Annotated in this window: 14 protein-coding genes; 3 read left to right on the top strand and 11 right to left on the bottom strand. The window is 49.9% G+C overall.

Going from position 1 to position 16,163, the window contains the following annotated elements; all coding sequences use genetic code 11:
• Window positions 1–17 precede the first annotated feature (17 nt).
• From pgi to zwf, 5 genes are all read right to left on the bottom strand, one after another.
• Entirely contained in the window at window positions 18–1,661 is a 1,644-nt protein-coding gene (gene pgi, locus O3682_RS04055; protein WP_371508581.1) for a glucose-6-phosphate isomerase, read from the bottom strand.
• Between the two features lie 143 nt (window positions 1,662–1,804).
• On the bottom strand, window positions 1,805–2,653 hold the full coding sequence (gene hexR, locus O3682_RS04050) for a DNA-binding transcriptional regulator HexR (protein WP_004519348.1): 849 nt from the start codon (window positions 2,651–2,653) through the stop codon (window positions 1,805–1,807).
• Window positions 2,654–2,730: 77 nt separating this feature from the next.
• The gene (locus O3682_RS04045) at window positions 2,731–3,711 is read right to left on the bottom strand and encodes a glucokinase (RefSeq protein ID WP_371508580.1); all 981 of its coding nucleotides are present in this window, start codon (window positions 3,709–3,711) and stop codon (window positions 2,731–2,733) included.
• Window positions 3,692–4,387 (bottom strand): 6-phosphogluconolactonase, encoded by a 696-nt coding sequence (gene pgl, locus O3682_RS04040; protein WP_371508578.1) that lies wholly within the window; start codon window positions 4,385–4,387, stop codon window positions 3,692–3,694. Before pgl ends, O3682_RS04045 begins: the two co-directional genes overlap by 20 nt.
• Window positions 4,388–4,450: 63 nt before the next feature.
• The gene (gene zwf, locus O3682_RS04035) at window positions 4,451–5,896 is read right to left on the bottom strand and encodes a glucose-6-phosphate dehydrogenase (RefSeq protein ID WP_371508577.1); all 1,446 of its coding nucleotides are present in this window, start codon (window positions 5,894–5,896) and stop codon (window positions 4,451–4,453) included.
• Between the two features lie 484 nt (window positions 5,897–6,380).
• Between zwf and edd the strand changes: the two genes are divergently transcribed.
• Both edd and O3682_RS04025 read left to right on the top strand, forming a co-directional pair.
• Window positions 6,381–8,216, top strand: a complete 1,836-nt coding sequence (gene edd, locus O3682_RS04030; protein ID WP_371508575.1) for a phosphogluconate dehydratase — start codon at window positions 6,381–6,383, stop codon at window positions 8,214–8,216.
• 90 nt (window positions 8,217–8,306) lie between these two features.
• Complete coding sequence (locus O3682_RS04025) at window positions 8,307–8,945, top strand: bifunctional 4-hydroxy-2-oxoglutarate aldolase/2-dehydro-3-deoxy-phosphogluconate aldolase (protein WP_371508573.1); 639 nt, start codon at window positions 8,307–8,309, stop codon at window positions 8,943–8,945.
• A gap of 66 nt (window positions 8,946–9,011) precedes the next feature.
• Here O3682_RS04025 and O3682_RS04020 read toward each other — a convergent pair whose 3' ends face one another.
• The 6 genes from O3682_RS04020 to O3682_RS03995 form a co-directional block, all read right to left on the bottom strand.
• Complete coding sequence (locus tag O3682_RS04020) at window positions 9,012–10,616, bottom strand: NAD(P)-binding protein (RefSeq protein WP_371508571.1); 1,605 nt, start codon at window positions 10,614–10,616, stop codon at window positions 9,012–9,014.
• Between the two features lie 257 nt (window positions 10,617–10,873).
• The gene (locus tag O3682_RS04015; RefSeq protein WP_371508570.1) at window positions 10,874–11,401 is read right to left on the bottom strand and encodes a hypothetical protein; all 528 of its coding nucleotides are present in this window, start codon (window positions 11,399–11,401) and stop codon (window positions 10,874–10,876) included.
• 78 nt (window positions 11,402–11,479) lie between these two features.
• The gene (gene speD / locus O3682_RS04010) at window positions 11,480–11,863 is read right to left on the bottom strand and encodes an adenosylmethionine decarboxylase (RefSeq protein WP_371508569.1); all 384 of its coding nucleotides are present in this window, start codon (window positions 11,861–11,863) and stop codon (window positions 11,480–11,482) included.
• Window positions 11,860–12,006 carry a hypothetical protein gene (locus O3682_RS04005; RefSeq protein WP_162837292.1) on the bottom strand — a complete coding sequence of 49 codons (147 nt, stop codon included), beginning with the start codon at window positions 12,004–12,006 and terminating at the stop codon, window positions 11,860–11,862. Before O3682_RS04005 ends, speD begins: the two co-directional genes overlap by 4 nt.
• Before the next feature lies 1 nt (window position 12,007).
• A complete protein-coding gene (locus O3682_RS04000; RefSeq protein ID WP_371508568.1) occupies window positions 12,008–13,528 on the bottom strand; it encodes a DUF4178 domain-containing protein in 1,521 nt (506 codons plus the stop codon).
• Between the two features lie 203 nt (window positions 13,529–13,731).
• A complete protein-coding gene (locus tag O3682_RS03995; RefSeq protein ID WP_371508567.1) occupies window positions 13,732–14,745 on the bottom strand; it encodes an SPFH domain-containing protein in 1,014 nt (337 codons plus the stop codon).
• A 406-nt stretch (window positions 14,746–15,151) separates the two neighbouring features.
• Here O3682_RS03995 and O3682_RS03990 point away from each other — a divergent pair, with 406 nt between their 5' ends.
• Window positions 15,152–15,994, top strand: a complete 843-nt coding sequence (locus O3682_RS03990) for an outer membrane beta-barrel protein (protein ID WP_371508566.1) — start codon at window positions 15,152–15,154, stop codon at window positions 15,992–15,994.
• Window positions 15,995–16,163: the final 169 nt, after the last annotated feature.

Genomic DNA, 16,163 nt, shown 5'->3' with positions numbered 1-16,163 from the left:
GGATTTAAATAAATACTTTATTTGTTAGCATTCAAATAAAGATTAATCAGGCGTGTAGTGGAGCTGTCGTGTTTTTGCACTTCGGTCTCGCCGGTCAATTCGGCAAGAATGGTTTTAGCCAGTTGTTTGCCGAGTTCTACGCCCCATTGGTCAAAGCTGTTGATGCCCCAAATAATGCCTTGGACGAAGGTTTTGTGTTCGTACATGGCAATCAGGCTACCCATATTGCGCGGGTTGATTTTGTCCATGAGGATGAGGTTGGTCGGACGGTTGCCGGAGAAGGTTTTGTGCGGAACCAGCTCTTCGATACGCACTTCATCCATGCCTTGTGCTTGAAGCTCGGTGCGTACTTCGTCAGGCGTTTTGCCGCGCATAAAGGCTTCGGCTTGGGCAAAAACGTTGGCCAACAGGATTTCGTGGTGGCCGCGCAGGTTGCTGCGTTTTTCAAGGGAGGCAATCAGGTCAATCGGCGTGATGTGCGTACCTTGGTGCAGCAGTTGGAAGAAAGCGTGCTGGCCGTTGATACCGGTTTCGCCCCAAATAATCGGCGAAGTTTCGTAACCGACGGCTTTACCGTCAAGGGTCACTTGTTTGCCGTTGCTCTCCATATCGAGCTGCTGAATGAATTTAGGCAGGCGGTGGAGATGTTGGTCGTAAGGGGCGATGACGTGGCTGCCACCGCCGTAGTAGTTGATGTACCAGATGCCGATAAGGGCGAGGATGACGGGCATGTTGCGCTCCAGCGGCGTGTTGATGAAGTGTTGGTCCATCAAGTGCGCGCCGTTGAGCATTTCGATGAAGTTTTCTTCGCCGAGATACAGCATAATCGGCAGGCCGATGGCTGACCACAGGCTGTATCGTCCGCCGACCCAGTCCCAAAATTCAAACATATTGGCGGTATCGATACCGAATTCGGCAACGGCTTTTTGGTTGGTCGATACGGCAACGAAGTGTTTGGCCACGGCGCTTTCATCGCCTGCATGATCCAAGAACCATTTACGTGCGGTCAGGGCGTTGGTGAGAGTTTCTTGGGTGGTGAAGGTTTTGGAGGCGATGATGAAGAGGGTGGTCTCGGGGTGGACTTTGGACAATACGTCGCGCAGTTGGGAGCCGTCCACGTTGGAGACGAAGTGCATGTTCAAACGCGGATGACCGAAAGGCTTGAGCGCGGTACACATCATCAGAGGGCCGAGGTCGGAGCCGCCGATACCGATGTTGACGACGTCGGTAATCACTTGATTGGTATAGCCCAACCAGCTGCCGCTGCGGACTTCGTGTGCGAACTCGCCCATGCGTTGCAGGACATGGTTGACCTTAGGCATGACATCCTCGCCATCCACGACGATGGGGGCATTGGTGCGGTTGCGCAGGGCAACGTGGAGTACGGCACGGTTTTCTGTCGTATTGATTTTTTCGCCACGGAACATTTGCTGCATCCGCTCCGGCACGCCTGCTTCACGCGCCAACTCGAACAAAAGCGACATGGTTTCGTCGTTGATACGGTTTTTAGAATAATCCAAAGTCAGGCCGCCAACCTGCAGCCAGTAGCGCTCGGCACGTTCGGGATCTTGCTCGAACATTTCGCGCATGTGTTGTTCTTTGGTTTCGTCAAAATGTATCCATAATTTTGACCAAGCTGGTAAATCGTGAAGGTGTTTCATCGGATGCTCTCCTGGATAGTGGACAGTTTTGTTGAGAAAACGGCCGTGAGGTCGTCTGAAACGGGAACGGGGTGGTTTCCGTTTTTTGAGGTTTCAGACGGCCTTGATGTGGGTTGGGGCCGTCTGAAGATATCAGTGAAGAATCAATCTTTATCGTATTCGATGTGCTTATTATGTATGCTTTTTTTACTTTTTTGCAGTTGCGTGCTGGCAGTATCGCCCAAGCGTAAGGCCAAGCCGATGGCAAGAATGTCGATAACGGCCAGCTGCAGAAGACGGGACACCATAGGCGTATAAAGCTCGGCATTTTCCTGAGTAGCAATGCTCAATACACAGTCGGCCATTTGGGCCAACGGCGAATCATTGCGGGTCAGCGCGATAACGGCTGCACCGTTTTCTTTGGCGATACTGGCCGCGTCCAACAATTCGATAGATGAGCCGGTATTGGAAATCGCCACCAACACATCCTGCTCGGTCAATACGGAAGCCGCCATCAGCTGGGTATGTGTATCGACATAGGCAACGGTGGACATACCGAAGCGGAAGAATTTGTGTTGCGCATCTTGGGCAACGATGCCGGAGTTGCCGACACCATAAAACTCAACGCGTCGCGCGTGCATCAGAATGGCAATCGCGTTTTCCAGTTCGGATTCTTTCAGGAAACGGCGCTCGCCCAAGAGGGAGGCTGCGGCATTGCCCAATACTTTTTCGACCACGCTGCCCATGTTGTCATCGGCGTTTAATTCTTCATGAACGTAAGGCATGCCTTCGTGGCCGATGCTGGCAGACAAAGCGAGTTTGAACTCAGGCAAGCCTTTGTAACCCAAGCTGCGGCAGAAACGGATTACAGTCGGCTGACTGACGGACGCACGCTCGGCGATTTCCGCCACAGCGGCATGAACGAACCATTTCGGCTCGGCCAGCGCAGATTCGGCAACTTTGCGTTCTGCGCCGGAGAGATTGGACAATGATTCGCTGATTTTGCTTAACATATACTCTACCCTTTGATTCTTTGACGTTCAGGACAAGGTACATTTTCGTACCCTGCCCTGCACCGCCGTTTGTGTGTTTAAACGTTATTTAAATGATTGTCTAATGCGACCGCCGCGCCGACGATGCCCGGAAACTCGCTCAATACGACATACACGGGAATAGCGGCAAGATAAGCCTCAAAGCGGCCTTTGTTTTCAAAGCGGCTGCGGAATGGAGACGTTTTAAAGTAATCCAACACGCGCGGGATAATGCCGCCGCACAAATACACGCCGCCGCGCGCACCCAATGACAAAGCCAAATTGGAAGCAACCGTACCCAGCATGGCGCAGAAAATATCCAAAGTCTGACGGCAAATCGGCGATGTTCCGCTCAATGTCTTATCGGTGATTTCAGAAGGCTTCAGACGGCATTGTTTGATGTTGTCGCGTTTGGCCAATGCTTCGTAAATCAGGCTCAAACCTGCGCCGCTCAAGAAACGCTCGGCAGAAACATGGCCGTATTTGTTTTTAGCGTATTGCCAAATCAATACTTCCATATCGTCAAACGGCGGGAAGCTGGTATGGCCACCCTCGCCTGCCAACGCCACCCAGCCGGCAGCGCTGTGCACCAAACCGCTGACACCCAAACCGGTACCCGGACCGATAACGGCTTTAGGCGCAAATTCGATGGGTTTTTGACCGCCGATTTGTATCAAGTCTTTCTTATCGGTTTTTGTTACCGCCAAAGCCTGGGCGGTAAAGTCGTTCAACAGAATCAACGTTTCAAAACCCAAAGCCTGGCGAGTGGTTTCGATGGAGAATGCCCAGTGGTGGTTGGTCATCTGTACCCAGTCGCCCAAAATCGGATTGGCAATCGCAAAGGCGGCGTGCAAGACTTTCGGACTGCCTGCGCGTTCCAAATAAGTTTTAGTGGCATCGACAATGGTGTCGTAATCCTGGCAAGGTAAGACTTCAGCCTTTTCAATGATCTGTGGTGCAGTTTCAAGTGCAAAACGGGCATTCGTACCGCCGATATCGGCAACCAAACGAGGATAAGCTTCAGTGTGCATAGTAGACATGGCAGTTAATTCCTTGGTGATTGAGAATCAGACTGGTCGGATATTCGGTATCGGCCCTTGCAGCAGCTTTGTCGAATACCGCTTTTTTCTCTGCGCCTTGAATGGCCAAAAATACATTCGGCGTTTTGGCAATCGCACCCAAAGTCATGCTCACACGCTCATGCGGCGCGGTAACCGGCGTAGTATGAATCAATGTCGGGTCATCAGCTTCATTGATTGCGGCCTGTAATTGAGGCGCTTGAGGGAATAACGACGCTGTATGCCCGTCTCCTCCCATGCCCAACACCAGCACGTCAGGTTGCTTGTAATGTTTCAATGCATAAGCAACGACAACTTCAGGTTGTAATTCAGTTTCAGACTTTCCGTCTTCAACAACAGGAATCCATGTGGCAACGGCCGCGTTATTTTTGAGCAGATATTCACGTACCAAGCCTGTATTGCTGTCGGCATGCGTGGTCGGGACAATACGCTCGTCCACCAAAGTAATGCCGACATTTTGCCAATTTAAATCTTTTTGCGACAAAGCCTCGAAAAACGCAATCGGCGAACGACCGCCGGAAACAGCCAAAACCGCATGGCCTTTCTCATTCAGCGCGGATTGCAATGCGGCGGCAACAGCATCGGCGAGAGCTTGCGCGGCAGTTGCAGCGTTTTCTTGTTCGTGCCAAACAAACATGTTTCGTCCTTTCATGGTTTCAGACGGCCTTTTGTTGGAAAACAAGGCCGTCTGAAAGAAATATTATTGCTCTTCGTGCCACTTGTTGCCGTCACGGGCCAACAGCGCGCGCGCAGCTTCAGGACCCCAAGAATGGGCTTCGTAAGCATGTGGAGGCGTTGTATTGTTCGCCCAGTTTTCCAAAATCGGCATCACATATTCCCAAGCGGCTTCGAGTTCGTCACGACGGTTGAACAAAGCGAGTTTGCCGTTAATCACGTCCAGCAGCAGACGCTCATAAGCCTCAGCGCGGCGACCCTCTACGGCTGTGCCCAAGTCCACGCCAATCGGTGTCACTTCGACTTTGTTGCCTGCACCCGGGGTTTTTACTTGAGTGTAAAGGCGGACGGATTCGGTCGGTTGTAGTTCAATAACCAAACGATTCGGCGCAGGTTGGCTGTTGTCAAAAATATGGTTTTGCAGCGGACGGAAGTTCAACACGATTTCCGCCACTTTTCCTGCCATGCGTTTGCCGGTACGCAGGTAGAAAGGTACGCCTTTCCAACGCTCGTTTTCGATTTCGGCCTTGATGGCGACATAGGTTTCAGTGAAACTGTCTTTCGGTACATCGACTTCTTCCAGATAGCCGTTCATGCCGTTTGCTGCAACATATTGGCCGCGAATAACATTTTCGTTGACGGATTCGATGGTCAGCGGTTTCAGCGATTTGATGACTTTCACTTTCTCGTCGCGTACGGCATCGGCATCCAAGCTCGCCGGTGCTTCCATGGCAGTCATACAAAGCATTTGCATCAAGTGGTTTTGCACCATATCGCGCAACGCGCCGGTAATGTCGTAAAACTCGCCGCGTTCTTCCACGCCCAACTGCTCGGCGATGGTCAGCTGTACACTTTCAATATATTTGTTGTTCCACAAAGGCTCGAACATCACATTGGCAAAACGCAAGGCCAGCAGGTTTTGCAGGCTTTCTTTACCTAAATAATGGTCGATACGGTAGATTTGCTCTTCTTTGAAATAACGGGCCACATCTGTATTGATTTGTTGGGAAGAGGCCAAGTCCGTACCCAACGGTTTTTCCAAAACCACGCGCACGTTATCGGCATTCAAACCGATTTCGGCAAGGTTTTCACAGGCTTGCGCAAAAAATTTCGGTGCAGTTGAGAGGTAGATCACGACATTCTCAGTATTCTTGCGCGCTTTTACCAAGTCGCCCAAAGCAATGAAGTCGTCTTTCTTTGTCACATCGACTTTTAAATACTCGAGACGTTGGATGAACGATTCCCACGCTTCATCTGAGAAGTTTTGTTTGACATGGATTTTAGAATTCGTTTCTACTTTAGCCAAAAAGCCTGCGGTATCCAATTCGCTGCGGCTTACGCCCAAAATACGACCTTCGGGATGAAGCAAACCGGCTACATGCGCCTGATACAGGCAAGGCAAAAGTTTACGCATTGCCAAATCGCCGGTCGCGCCAAACAACACCAAATCAAAATTTGTCTGTGTACTCATCGTTTCATCTCTCGTTGAGGAAGCTTGCTTCAAAACTTTTGGACTGTCGTCATCTATAAAAATCGATTAAAATCAAAAGCCTTTAAGCAATAAGCAGTAAAAAACCAATCGCCTGCACCAAAATTTCAAACAAGCGGGCTAATGAGTAGTAATACTACACATGGCTACAGATTTTGTCCATTCTCATTTTTACAAATTGTTTGATTTAACATAAAAGTTTGATGACTTTTGCAGCCCATCGTTTTACGAATTGACCATACCTCGATTTAAATCAAATTTCTTCCACTTAGCAAATTATTTTGTAACAAAATTACAGATTTTGTACTATAATATGCGAACGCTTCGAAGAGAAAATCTTCAAATATTCAGACGGCCCATATTATTCATTCCCACAGCTCAAGGCCGTCTGAAAAAAACACCCAATACAAAAATCAGAAACGCGCAAACAAAATCCCTATCATATCGTTTAGCCAGGAGACCGCACATGAACCCCACTCCTATTCACCCGAAACTCGCCGAAATTACCGAGCGCATCATCGAGCGCAGCCGCCCGACGCGTGAAAAGTATCTGGCGAAAATCCGCAGCGCCAAACAGATGGGACGCTTAGAGCGCAACCAGCTCGGCTGCAGCAACTTGGCACACGGCTATGCCGCCATGCCTAAGAGCATCAAAATCGAAATGCTTCAAGAAACCGTCCCCAACTTAGGCATCATCACTGCCTACAACGACATGGTTTCCGCACACCAGCCGTTTAAAGACTTCCCTGACCAAATCAAAGACGAAGCACAGAAAAACGGCGCAACCGCCCAAGTCGCTGGCGGCACGCCCGCCATGTGCGACGGCATCACGCAAGGTTATGCCGGTATGGAATTGTCGCTGTTCTCCCGCGACGTGATTGCCATGAGTACCGCCATCGGTCTGTCGCATCAAATGTTTGACGGCGGCCTGTTTATGGGCGTATGCGACAAAATCGTTCCCGGCCTGATGATCGGCGCTTTGTCTTTCGGTCATATTCCGGGCATCTTCGTTCCGGCAGGCCCGATGTCCAGCGGTATCGGCAATAAAGAAAAAGCCCGTACCCGCCAGCTTTTCGCCGAAGGCAAAGTCGGCCGTGATGCCTTGCTTGAAAGCGAAATGGGCTCTTACCACAGCCCGGGTACTTGTACCTTCTACGGTACCGCCAACTCCAACCAAATGATGATGGAAATGATGGGCGTGCACCTGCCTGCCGCCGCCTTCGTCCACCCATACACCGACCTGCGCGAAGCCCTGACCCGCTACGCAGCCGGACATCTTGCACGCGGCATCAAAAACGGCACCATCAAACCATTGGGCGAAATGTTGACCGAGAAATCCTTCATTAACGCCCTGATCGGCCTGATGGCAACCGGCGGCTCGACCAACCACACCATGCACCTCGTTGCTATGGCGCGTGCCGCAGGTGTGATTTTGAACTGGGACGACTTCGACGAAATTTCCTCCATCATCCCATTGCTGATCCGTGTGTATCCAAACGGCAAAGCCGACGTGAACCACTTTACCGCAGCAGGCGGCCTGCCTTTCGTTATCCGCGAATTGCTGGACGCAGGCTTATTGCACGACGATGTCGATACCGTCGTCGGACACGGTATGCGCCACTACACCAAAGAGCCTTTCCTCATCGACGGCAAACTCGAATGGCGCGAAGCCCCTGAAACCAGCGGCAACGATGACATCCTGCGCAAAGCCGACAATCCGTTCTCCCCAGACGGTGGTCTGCGGCTGATGAAAGGCAACATCGGTCGCGGCGTGATTAAAGTGTCCGCCGTGCGCGAAGGTTGCCGCATCATTGAAGCGCCCGCCATCGTATTCAACGACCAACGCGAAGTGTTGGCTGCGTTTGAACGCGGCGAGTTGGAACGCGATTTTGTCTGCGTTGTCCGCTACCAAGGCCCACGTGCCAACGGTATGCCCGAATTACACAAACTGACCCCGCCTTTGGGCATCCTGCAAGACCGCGGTTTCAAAGTAGCACTGCTGACCGACGGCCGTATGTCCGGTGCGTCCGGCAAAGTTCCGGCCTCCATCCACATGACGCCCGAAGCCTTGATGGGCGGCAACATCGCCAAAATCCGTACCGGCGACCTGATCCGCTTCGACTCCGTTACCGGCGAACTCAACGTCCTGATTGACGAAGCCGAATGGAATGCCCGCGAAGTTGAACGCATCGACTTGAGCGCGAACCAACAAGGTTGCGGCCGCGAACTCTTCGCTAACTTCCGCAGCATGACCAGCAGCGCAGAAACCGGTGCCATGAGCTTCGGCGGCGAATTTGCCTAAACCCTTTTCAGACGGCCTTTTAAAACAAACAGGCCGTCTGAAACCATGTTAACGAACCTATTACGATACAGTCCCCAACGGAGACCTAAAATGTCCAAACTGACCCCACGCGAAATCCTGACCGCCGGCGCAGTTGTACCGGTAATGGCGATTGACGACTTGAGCACTGCCGTCGATTTGTCCCATGCCCTTGTCGAAGGCGGCATTCCCACCCTCGAAATCACCCTGCGCACCCCTGTCGGCCTCGATGCCATCCGCCTGATTGCCAAAGAAGTGCCCAACGCCATCGTCGGCGCAGGTACGGTAACCAATCCCGAACAGCTCAAAGCCGTCGAAGACGCAGGTGCGGTTTTCGCCATCAGCCCGGGTTTGCACGAATCCCTCGCCAAAGCCAGCCACAACAGCGACATTCCCCTGATTCCCGGCGTTGCCACTCCGGGCGAAGTCCAACTGGCTTTGGAACACGGCATCGACACACTCAAACTCTTCCCCGCCGAAGTCGTTGGCGGCAAAGCCATGCTCAAGGCACTCTACGGCCCTTATGCCGACGTACGCTTCTGCCCGACCGGCGGCATCAGCCTGGCAACTGCCCCCGAGTACTTGGCGCTGCCTAATGTCTTGTGCGTCGGCGGCTCATGGCTGACTCCAAAAGAAGCCATCAAAAACAAAGACTGGGATACCATCACCCGTCTGGCTCGCGAAGCTGCCGCTTTGAAACCCAAAGCCTAATCAGGTTATTAAGTTAAAAGAGAAAAGGCCGTCTGAATATGATTTCAGACGGCCTTTTTATATCAATTAAGCCAACACTTTCCGTGCCGCTTCCACCCCCCAATACAAAGCCTCTTCAAATACCGAATAGTTGCTTAAGTCACTGTGTGCAAACAACAATCCGCCATTTCGGTTTCTGATTTTTAATAAAGCCTCATCGCTTAAATAGCCGGGTTTCGGCACGCTCATACCATGCCCGCGAACGGTAATGTCAACATGGGAAACGTGCCGCCAAAAGCCTTCGCCGTAAGCGGCAAGCAGATCTTGGGCGGCAAGCTGGAGCAGCTCTTCATCGCTTGCTTCAAGCAGCTGGCGGCGGACGGCTTGTGGCGTATCGTGGTTAAGCGCAGCATAGGCGGTAAAAATCGTGCGTTCAGGACGGGCAACCCGGATAAACTGATTGGTCGCAACAACATAGCCCAGCCCTTGACTGCCGTAAACCACATTATCCCACGCAAGTTCGCTGTTGTTTTTTTCTTTCGGGAAACTGTGCAACTCAAAATTAGAAACCAGCCATGGCGCGTATTCTGGGATGTCCAGACCAAATTGTTCTGGATGTTCAATAATGCGTGCGGCAACCATCAGCGGCATGGCGGAGATAACGTGTTGCGCAGTGACGGCAACGGTTTCCCCTTTTGCATTATCACGCAGCCACACTTCAATCCGGCCGTCTGAAAGCGGTTTGATTTTGACGGCGGAAGCATTAATTGAAGCAGGCTTCTCCAAACGGATACGGTTTTCAGACGGCCATTGCCAGCCTTCCTGCAAACCGGCATGACGGCGCAGGTTTTCAGAAAGATGCTCCAAACCCTCGGGCCAAGTGAGGACGGTTTCTGCATTGTTGCGGGCGGCAAAATAATGCAATCCGGCAAAGGCAGACACTTGCCCTATGCCTTGCCCGTAATCGTCGCGGCAACAATAATCGAGATACCATAAAAGCTCGGGCGAGGTGTAGCCCTCTTGCTCAAGCCATTGTTTGAACGTCAGATTATCGAGTTTGCGCCATGTCTCATCTGCCGATGACAGCGCGATCGGAATGGCAAAAATTTTCTTACCGTCATCGCCGTAAGCCTGTTTCAGACGGCCTATCAAATCAAAAAACCGTTTGGAATCCGCATCTTCTTTCGGCAATAAATGTTCCACCCATTTATCCTGATACAAAAGGCGTGATTCGGGCGCATAGACTAAATCGGTTTCCCTAAAGCTACCGTCCGGCTGCAAAATACCGAAATCCGCCAACATCTCGCGCACATACACGCTTTCTTTCGACGGCAAAGCCAAATAATGCGCACCACTCGGCGCTTTCAGGCCGTCTGAAGACGTATAGGCAGCATTGTTACCATTGCGTTCAAACCCTTCTGCCAACAATACATCGCGGTGATTATGCTTCGCCAAATACCACAACGCCCCCAAACCAGCCGCACCGCCGCCAAGTATCAACGTATTGCATTCATAACGATAAGCCGGCGCTTGCAACAATTTTCGATCGCGCAACAAATGCCCCAACGGCAAACCTACACGGTTAATAGAAACCGGCGGTTTGCGGTTGAGGTATTTGTAAGTCTGCCAAGAGAAAGCAGAGGCGGCACCAAGCGCGGCGGTATAGCTGAGAAATTGACGGCGGGTTAGCATGTTTTATAAAAAGGTCGTCTGAAAAAATAAAAGTAAAACGGTACAACGAGGTTAAGCAGATCTTACGTTATTTATGCCCCGCCGAATAACCATGATAGAAGCTGCCGGAAGCAGCACAAGGTTTAAGGCCGTCTGAAAACGGATCGAATATGCTTTCAGACGGCCTGTCTTTTAATAAAGAATAAGTTAAATCTTTTTTCTTGATTGTTCTGCCATATGATGAACTTTGTTTTTTTCTTTAACTAAAGCCAAGTTTACTAATCGGCAAAAAATTGTACATCTCTCTCTTTTACCCATCCGGTCGGGCAAACGCCTTTTGCGACAATAAGCAACTGACCTTCATTATCAACATAAGTGGAAAGACGACATTTTTTGCCTTTGGGCGGTTTGATTTTCCATTCAGTCGGGAAATCGGTAGGTTTGGTGCAGTTGTCAGGCAGGCCCATATCATGACAACTGATTTGGTTTTCTTTGATTGCCAAAGGTACTTTTTTTACTTTTATCCAAGAGTATCCTTCTTCGGTATTTTTGCTGTCATTACCGATAACACAAAGGTATTGCATATGGTGCGATTGAGCGATTGAAGATGCTTTATCGTCCGGTTGAGCTTGCAGGGATGCGCCTTGGTTATTACTGACATAAACTTGATTACGGCAATACTCGGTACGATCATGTGTTAATTTTTTTGCTTCGGCACTTTCCACCACAAGCGAAAACAAACCTGCAAGCAAGTAAATAACCAATGGCAAACTTCTGTTTCTCTTCCAATCTTTTATTTTAAGCATTTTGTTTTAAAACCTTTCTATACAAAATTTGTTATCTAATTTGCTATCAGCCATTTTTTTCAGACGGCCTGACAGATTTTATTGTTCAACCGATGGTTGTATATCGTCCAGTATACCTTCGCCACGTTGCACAACCGTCCAAACAGCCCTTTCCGCCGCCAACTCCCTGCACAAGATTTCCTTCACTTTTTCCAATTTCATACCGCCGCAGATAAATGCGTCTATAGCGGCGAAGCGGTGTTCAGGCCAAGTGTGGATGCTGATATGGGACTCGGCGAGCAGTAAAACGCCGGTTACGCCGCCTGCCCCACCGAAGGTATGGAAATGTTCAGTCAATATGGTGGCTTCTGCAGCCTGTGCAGCAGCTACCAAAGCGGTTTTCAGACGGCCTTCATCTTTTAAAATGGCTTCATTGCAGCCATATAAGTCCAATAGGCCATGATTACCGGGCGCATGGGTCATTTATGGCCTCCGGAATAACCACTGCCGCCGTAATAGCCGCCGGAGTGCATACGCGAGCCGTCGGAGTCGGAAGAGCCGTAGCTGATGATCATGGAGATGACGATGATGATGGTGCTGAAAATGATGTAAGTGATTCTCGACATGTTAATCCTCGTCTTCGTCTTTTTTGCCCATGGTCCACAACAACCAGCATCCTATAAAGATGACGGTAAGCGCAGCAGAACTGTCGCCGGTCAGAAACGCAGGGAGATTGACGATAACCAAGATGGCAGTCATTATGATTCTTAATGATTTATCAATACCGTCTGCCGCCATGTTTGCAGTGTAATGCGGAACTTGGCTGGTCAGATTAAACGCGTCCGCAATTTCCCGATAAGCAATTGGTGTACTTCTACTCCATGCCATTTCGTGATTGTTCAATTCGGCACAAAGTTTGCGGTTTTGTCCGTCGCGGTAGTCGCTGTAATAGTTCAAATCGCCGCTTCGGATACGCCAGTAGAACGCACCGGCAGCGACTTCAACCCTGCCGCCGTAGTCGTAAAGTTTGCCGCAGCCTTGCGGTTGGCGGTTGCGGTCGAGGCGCGGCCATGTGTTTTGGGTTTGGGAAAGGTTCCAGCCGTCATCGGATTCGACCAGCCACAGAAACCCCTGCGTCGGGTTGTAAAGCAGATACTCCGACCATTGACCTTCGGGCGTGAGCGTGCGGTTGAGGCCGCTGAACAGGTTTTCAAATGTTTCCTGCGCGTCTGTTTCGGCGTATCTGACCGCGCCCATAACGTAAAATTCGCGGTTTTTCAGACGGCCTTGTCTGCCGACGGGCAGGGTAAACAGGCTTTGCTGCGCCGTGCGCATGGCGTTGGCGGTAATGAGTTCGGCTTTGTCTTTGCCGATTGCCAATTCGCTGCCGCAGCTTGGGCAGTTGAGATGGGCGGTGAGGCCGTTGACCCAGTGGACGGACGAGCCGCAGTTGGGACAGTTTTCTGAGGAAATACTGCCTTTCAGACGGCCTGCGCTTTCTCTAATTTCATCTTCGTGGCGCGTGTTTTCCAGCTTCAAACCATCCAGGTTTACCATCCGTCCGAAGAAGGCTTCAGGTGTTTCGCTGCTGTAATCAAGCGTGATGAAAAGGTTTTCGCAACGCCAGTCGGAAACCCGATTTTCTGTATCCTCTTTCAAAACAAACGGCAACTCACCCTGCGCGGCCGCATGTTTCAAGCTGATGTTGCGGACATCGGAGGCAATATAGCGTTTATCTTGAAAAATCAGCTCGCTAAACCCGGCTCGCGTGTCTTCAAATTTCGGCGGATTATCGATTTCGACCGGCATGGTCATCACATACAAATCGCCCGCCTCAGAAAGCCACCCGGCCCTGCCGTCGTCAAACAGCGCATACCATTCATTCCACGCACTATCGTCGTATTGCACCTGAAGCCGTCCGACCAAGGTAAAGCGTTGCGCGACAAATGTGCCGCTGGTTCCGATTTGCAGCGGACTAAAATCTTCCAGCAATGCGGAATCGCGGCCGGAGTCGACAACGCCGTTATCTTGCCGCACCAGCATGCTGTTGCAATAGCCGCACACCAGCGTCACGGCAGAAGCAGAATGCGCTTCAACAGGTGCGCCGCAGCTTGGACAGTCGGTTTTGAAGAAAGGAGTTTGAGACATGGATTTGCTTTTTCAGAATGGGTTGGAGTGTTTCAGACGGCCTTAATGTTTATATCAACTGGTTTTATCAATGATTTCAGATTAGAAACAAACCAAATCGCCGAACGAACTCACTCAAATGACTCGAAAGGCCGTCTGAAACCTTTTCACAGAAGCAGCTCAACGCTTCTTTGAATGATATTTTTCAGACGGCCTTCAATTGATTAACCAATCAACTGTTTCAACACTTCAGCCTTAGCCTTATCAAAATCTTCTTGCGAAATCAAACCGCCATCCAGCAAAGACTTGAGTTTCACCAATTTCGCCTGCGGATCTTCGGCAGCCGGCTGAGCATTTTGCTGAGCCTGTTGTGCATTCGGCTGCATCATGCCAGACATGGCACCCGCCATCGCCTGACCGATACCGGCACCCACGCCCAAACCTGCACCGATTCCGGCAAGTCCGCCTTCATTTTGTGCCGCAAGCGGGATAGATTCGGCGGTTTGATATTGGGTGTAGCGTCCCAAATCGCCGATAACGCCCATCGAAATTTTCTTATCCAACGCAGCCTGAATAGACGCGGGCAAGGTAATGCTTTCAACAGTGAAGTTTTCCAGCGCCAAACCCAGCTTGGCAAATTCCGCGCCAAGCAATTCACCGATTTTTTGCGACAGCAAAACTTGGTTCGCCGCCATATCCAAGAACGGGATACCGGAGCTGCCAAATGCGGCCGCCAACTGGGTGACTGCAATATTGCGCAGTTGGTTTTCCAACTCTACGCCGCTGTATTGCGCCACCACGCCGCTGACTTCTTTGAAGAATTTTGCCGGATCGCTGATGCGGTAAGAATACATACCGAACGAACGCAGTTGCACCGCGCCAAACTCGGCATCACGCACGGTAACAGGTTGGGACGTACCCCATTTTCGTGCGAGCTGTTGTTTGGTATTGAAAAAGTAAACATCCGATTTAAAAGGGGATTCAAAAAGCTTGTCCCAGTTTTTCAAGTTGGTCAGCACTGGCAGCGTTTGCGTATTGAGCGTGTAACGCCCCGGACCGAACACGTCGGCGGTTACGCCTTCATCGACAAACATCGCCATCTGCGCCTCACGCACAGTCAGGCTCGCACCGTTTTGGATCTCCTCATCGGCAATCGGAAAACGCCACATCAGCAGGCTGTCATCGGGATTCGGCCATTGAATGACGTCGATAAACTGTTTCTTGATAAAGTTGAACATCGCAGTTCCTTATTTGAAGAAGAAGGGATAACTTATGGGCAGTCAGGTCAATTTGCCTAATCGGTTATATCGCTTATTTTATACAAATAGAATGTCATACGATATGAACATTCAAAATGTCTTTATGCATGGGAATAGAGTGGGTTGCTCTATCTATTTTTCGTGTTAAACCCACTAGCCGACCCAGAAACATTAACATATTATTAAAATTCATGCAGACTCTGTTTTACACTATTTTTCTGCTTTTACCTGCGCTATATCATAAAAAAGACAAATACAGGTAGAAAATCATTAAACACCATACCAAGCGTTCACTACACCTGTTAATATTTATCAAATCCTAGAAATTCATCATGCTGTATTTTCAAATTATCACATTGGCTTTCATAAAGTAAAAGGAATTTATATGAAAAATTCTGCTCATTTCTGTTTTGCAGTGTTAGCACTCTCTGCTGCCGTAAGTACACAGGCTGCCCGCCCTGTTGAATTTACCGTTGGTAGCGAATATTACAACGAGACCTATCGCGAATACGAAAAAGATGGTAGTCGCTTAATGCAGCAAAAAGGCAACTTATGGTCTATTAATGCCGGCGTAAAATACCGTTTCAACGATCGCCATGCGGCAAAATTAGAAGGCCGTTATTCGCGCGGTAAAACAGATTACACGGGAAGCGTACAATATATAACTGAGGATTATATCGACGATTCAGCAAGTTATGGCTCAGCCACACTCAAAAATGCACTACGCCGCGCATACGATATCCGTGCCTTATACGAATATACACTCCCAATTAACGATCGCTTTAGCATTACTGCCGGAGCTGGCCTGGGACACCGCGTTCTGAGAGACTTAAGCAGCCGCATTGATCCTGATGATTATGACCGCAAAAACCGAACCACATATGCGCAAATCAATACCGGAGTAAATATCGCCCTTCCTGCAAACTTTGAGATATCTCCCCGCATTGCCTACAATCGTGCCGTGAAAGGCCGCCAATATTCTTACGAACCCGACCAGGTAGAAACCCGAATGAAACAAGGCGGCGGACAAGGTATTGAGGTTGAAGTGCCTATATCTAAAAAATTCGCGAACGGTTCCAAAATCAGCCTCACTCCATTCTATCGCGGCTGGAAAGTTAAAGAATCGAACCTTACCGTTACGGAAGAGTATGACTCATATGAATTGGGATCTATAGAACCTAAAAACCACACCCACGAAGCGGGCGTAAGATTGCAATACTCTTTCTAATTTGATGAACTTAAGTAGTTAAAATGTTTCAGACGGCCTTGTATATAACAGGCCGTCTGAATTTTTTGATGCTTTCAGAATTTCACTATAACGCCAATACCATCATACATAAGACCTTATCAGTCAAAAAAATCTACCGATAATTTTTCTAGGTAGGAGTCAGGATCAG

The organism is Neisseria sp. 27098_8_112 (genome assembly GCF_041433235.1).
In the GTDB taxonomy this organism is placed as follows: domain Bacteria; phylum Pseudomonadota; class Gammaproteobacteria; order Burkholderiales; family Neisseriaceae; genus Neisseria.
The sequence above is the reverse complement of the archived record's forward strand: the minus strand, read 5'-3'. Positions and strand labels throughout refer to the sequence as shown.

Coding starts and splice junctions, on each gene's coding strand:
- pgi (WP_371508581.1), bottom strand. CDS start 1,661: ATGAAACACCTTCACGATTTACCAGCTTGGTCAAAATTATGGATACAT.
- hexR (WP_004519348.1), bottom strand. CDS start 2,653: ATGTTAAGCAAAATCAGCGAATCATTGTCCAATCTCTCCGGCGCAGAA.
- O3682_RS04045 (WP_371508580.1), bottom strand. CDS start 3,711: ATGTCTACTATGCACACTGAAGCTTATCCTCGTTTGGTTGCCGATATC.
- pgl (WP_371508578.1), bottom strand. CDS start 4,387: ATGTTTGTTTGGCACGAACAAGAAAACGCTGCAACTGCCGCGCAAGCT.
- zwf (WP_371508577.1), bottom strand. CDS start 5,896: ATGAGTACACAGACAAATTTTGATTTGGTGTTGTTTGGCGCGACCGGC.
- edd (WP_371508575.1), top strand. CDS start 6,381: ATGAACCCCACTCCTATTCACCCGAAACTCGCCGAAATTACCGAGCGC.
- O3682_RS04025 (WP_371508573.1), top strand. CDS start 8,307: ATGTCCAAACTGACCCCACGCGAAATCCTGACCGCCGGCGCAGTTGTA.
- O3682_RS04020 (WP_371508571.1), bottom strand. CDS start 10,616: ATGCTAACCCGCCGTCAATTTCTCAGCTATACCGCCGCGCTTGGTGCC.
- O3682_RS04015 (WP_371508570.1), bottom strand. CDS start 11,401: ATGCTTAAAATAAAAGATTGGAAGAGAAACAGAAGTTTGCCATTGGTT.
- speD (WP_371508569.1), bottom strand. CDS start 11,863: ATGACCCATGCGCCCGGTAATCATGGCCTATTGGACTTATATGGCTGC.
- O3682_RS04005 (WP_162837292.1), bottom strand. CDS start 12,006: ATGTCGAGAATCACTTACATCATTTTCAGCACCATCATCATCGTCATC.
- O3682_RS04000 (WP_371508568.1), bottom strand. CDS start 13,528: ATGTCTCAAACTCCTTTCTTCAAAACCGACTGTCCAAGCTGCGGCGCA.
- O3682_RS03995 (WP_371508567.1), bottom strand. CDS start 14,745: ATGTTCAACTTTATCAAGAAACAGTTTATCGACGTCATTCAATGGCCG.
- O3682_RS03990 (WP_371508566.1), top strand. CDS start 15,152: ATGAAAAATTCTGCTCATTTCTGTTTTGCAGTGTTAGCACTCTCTGCT.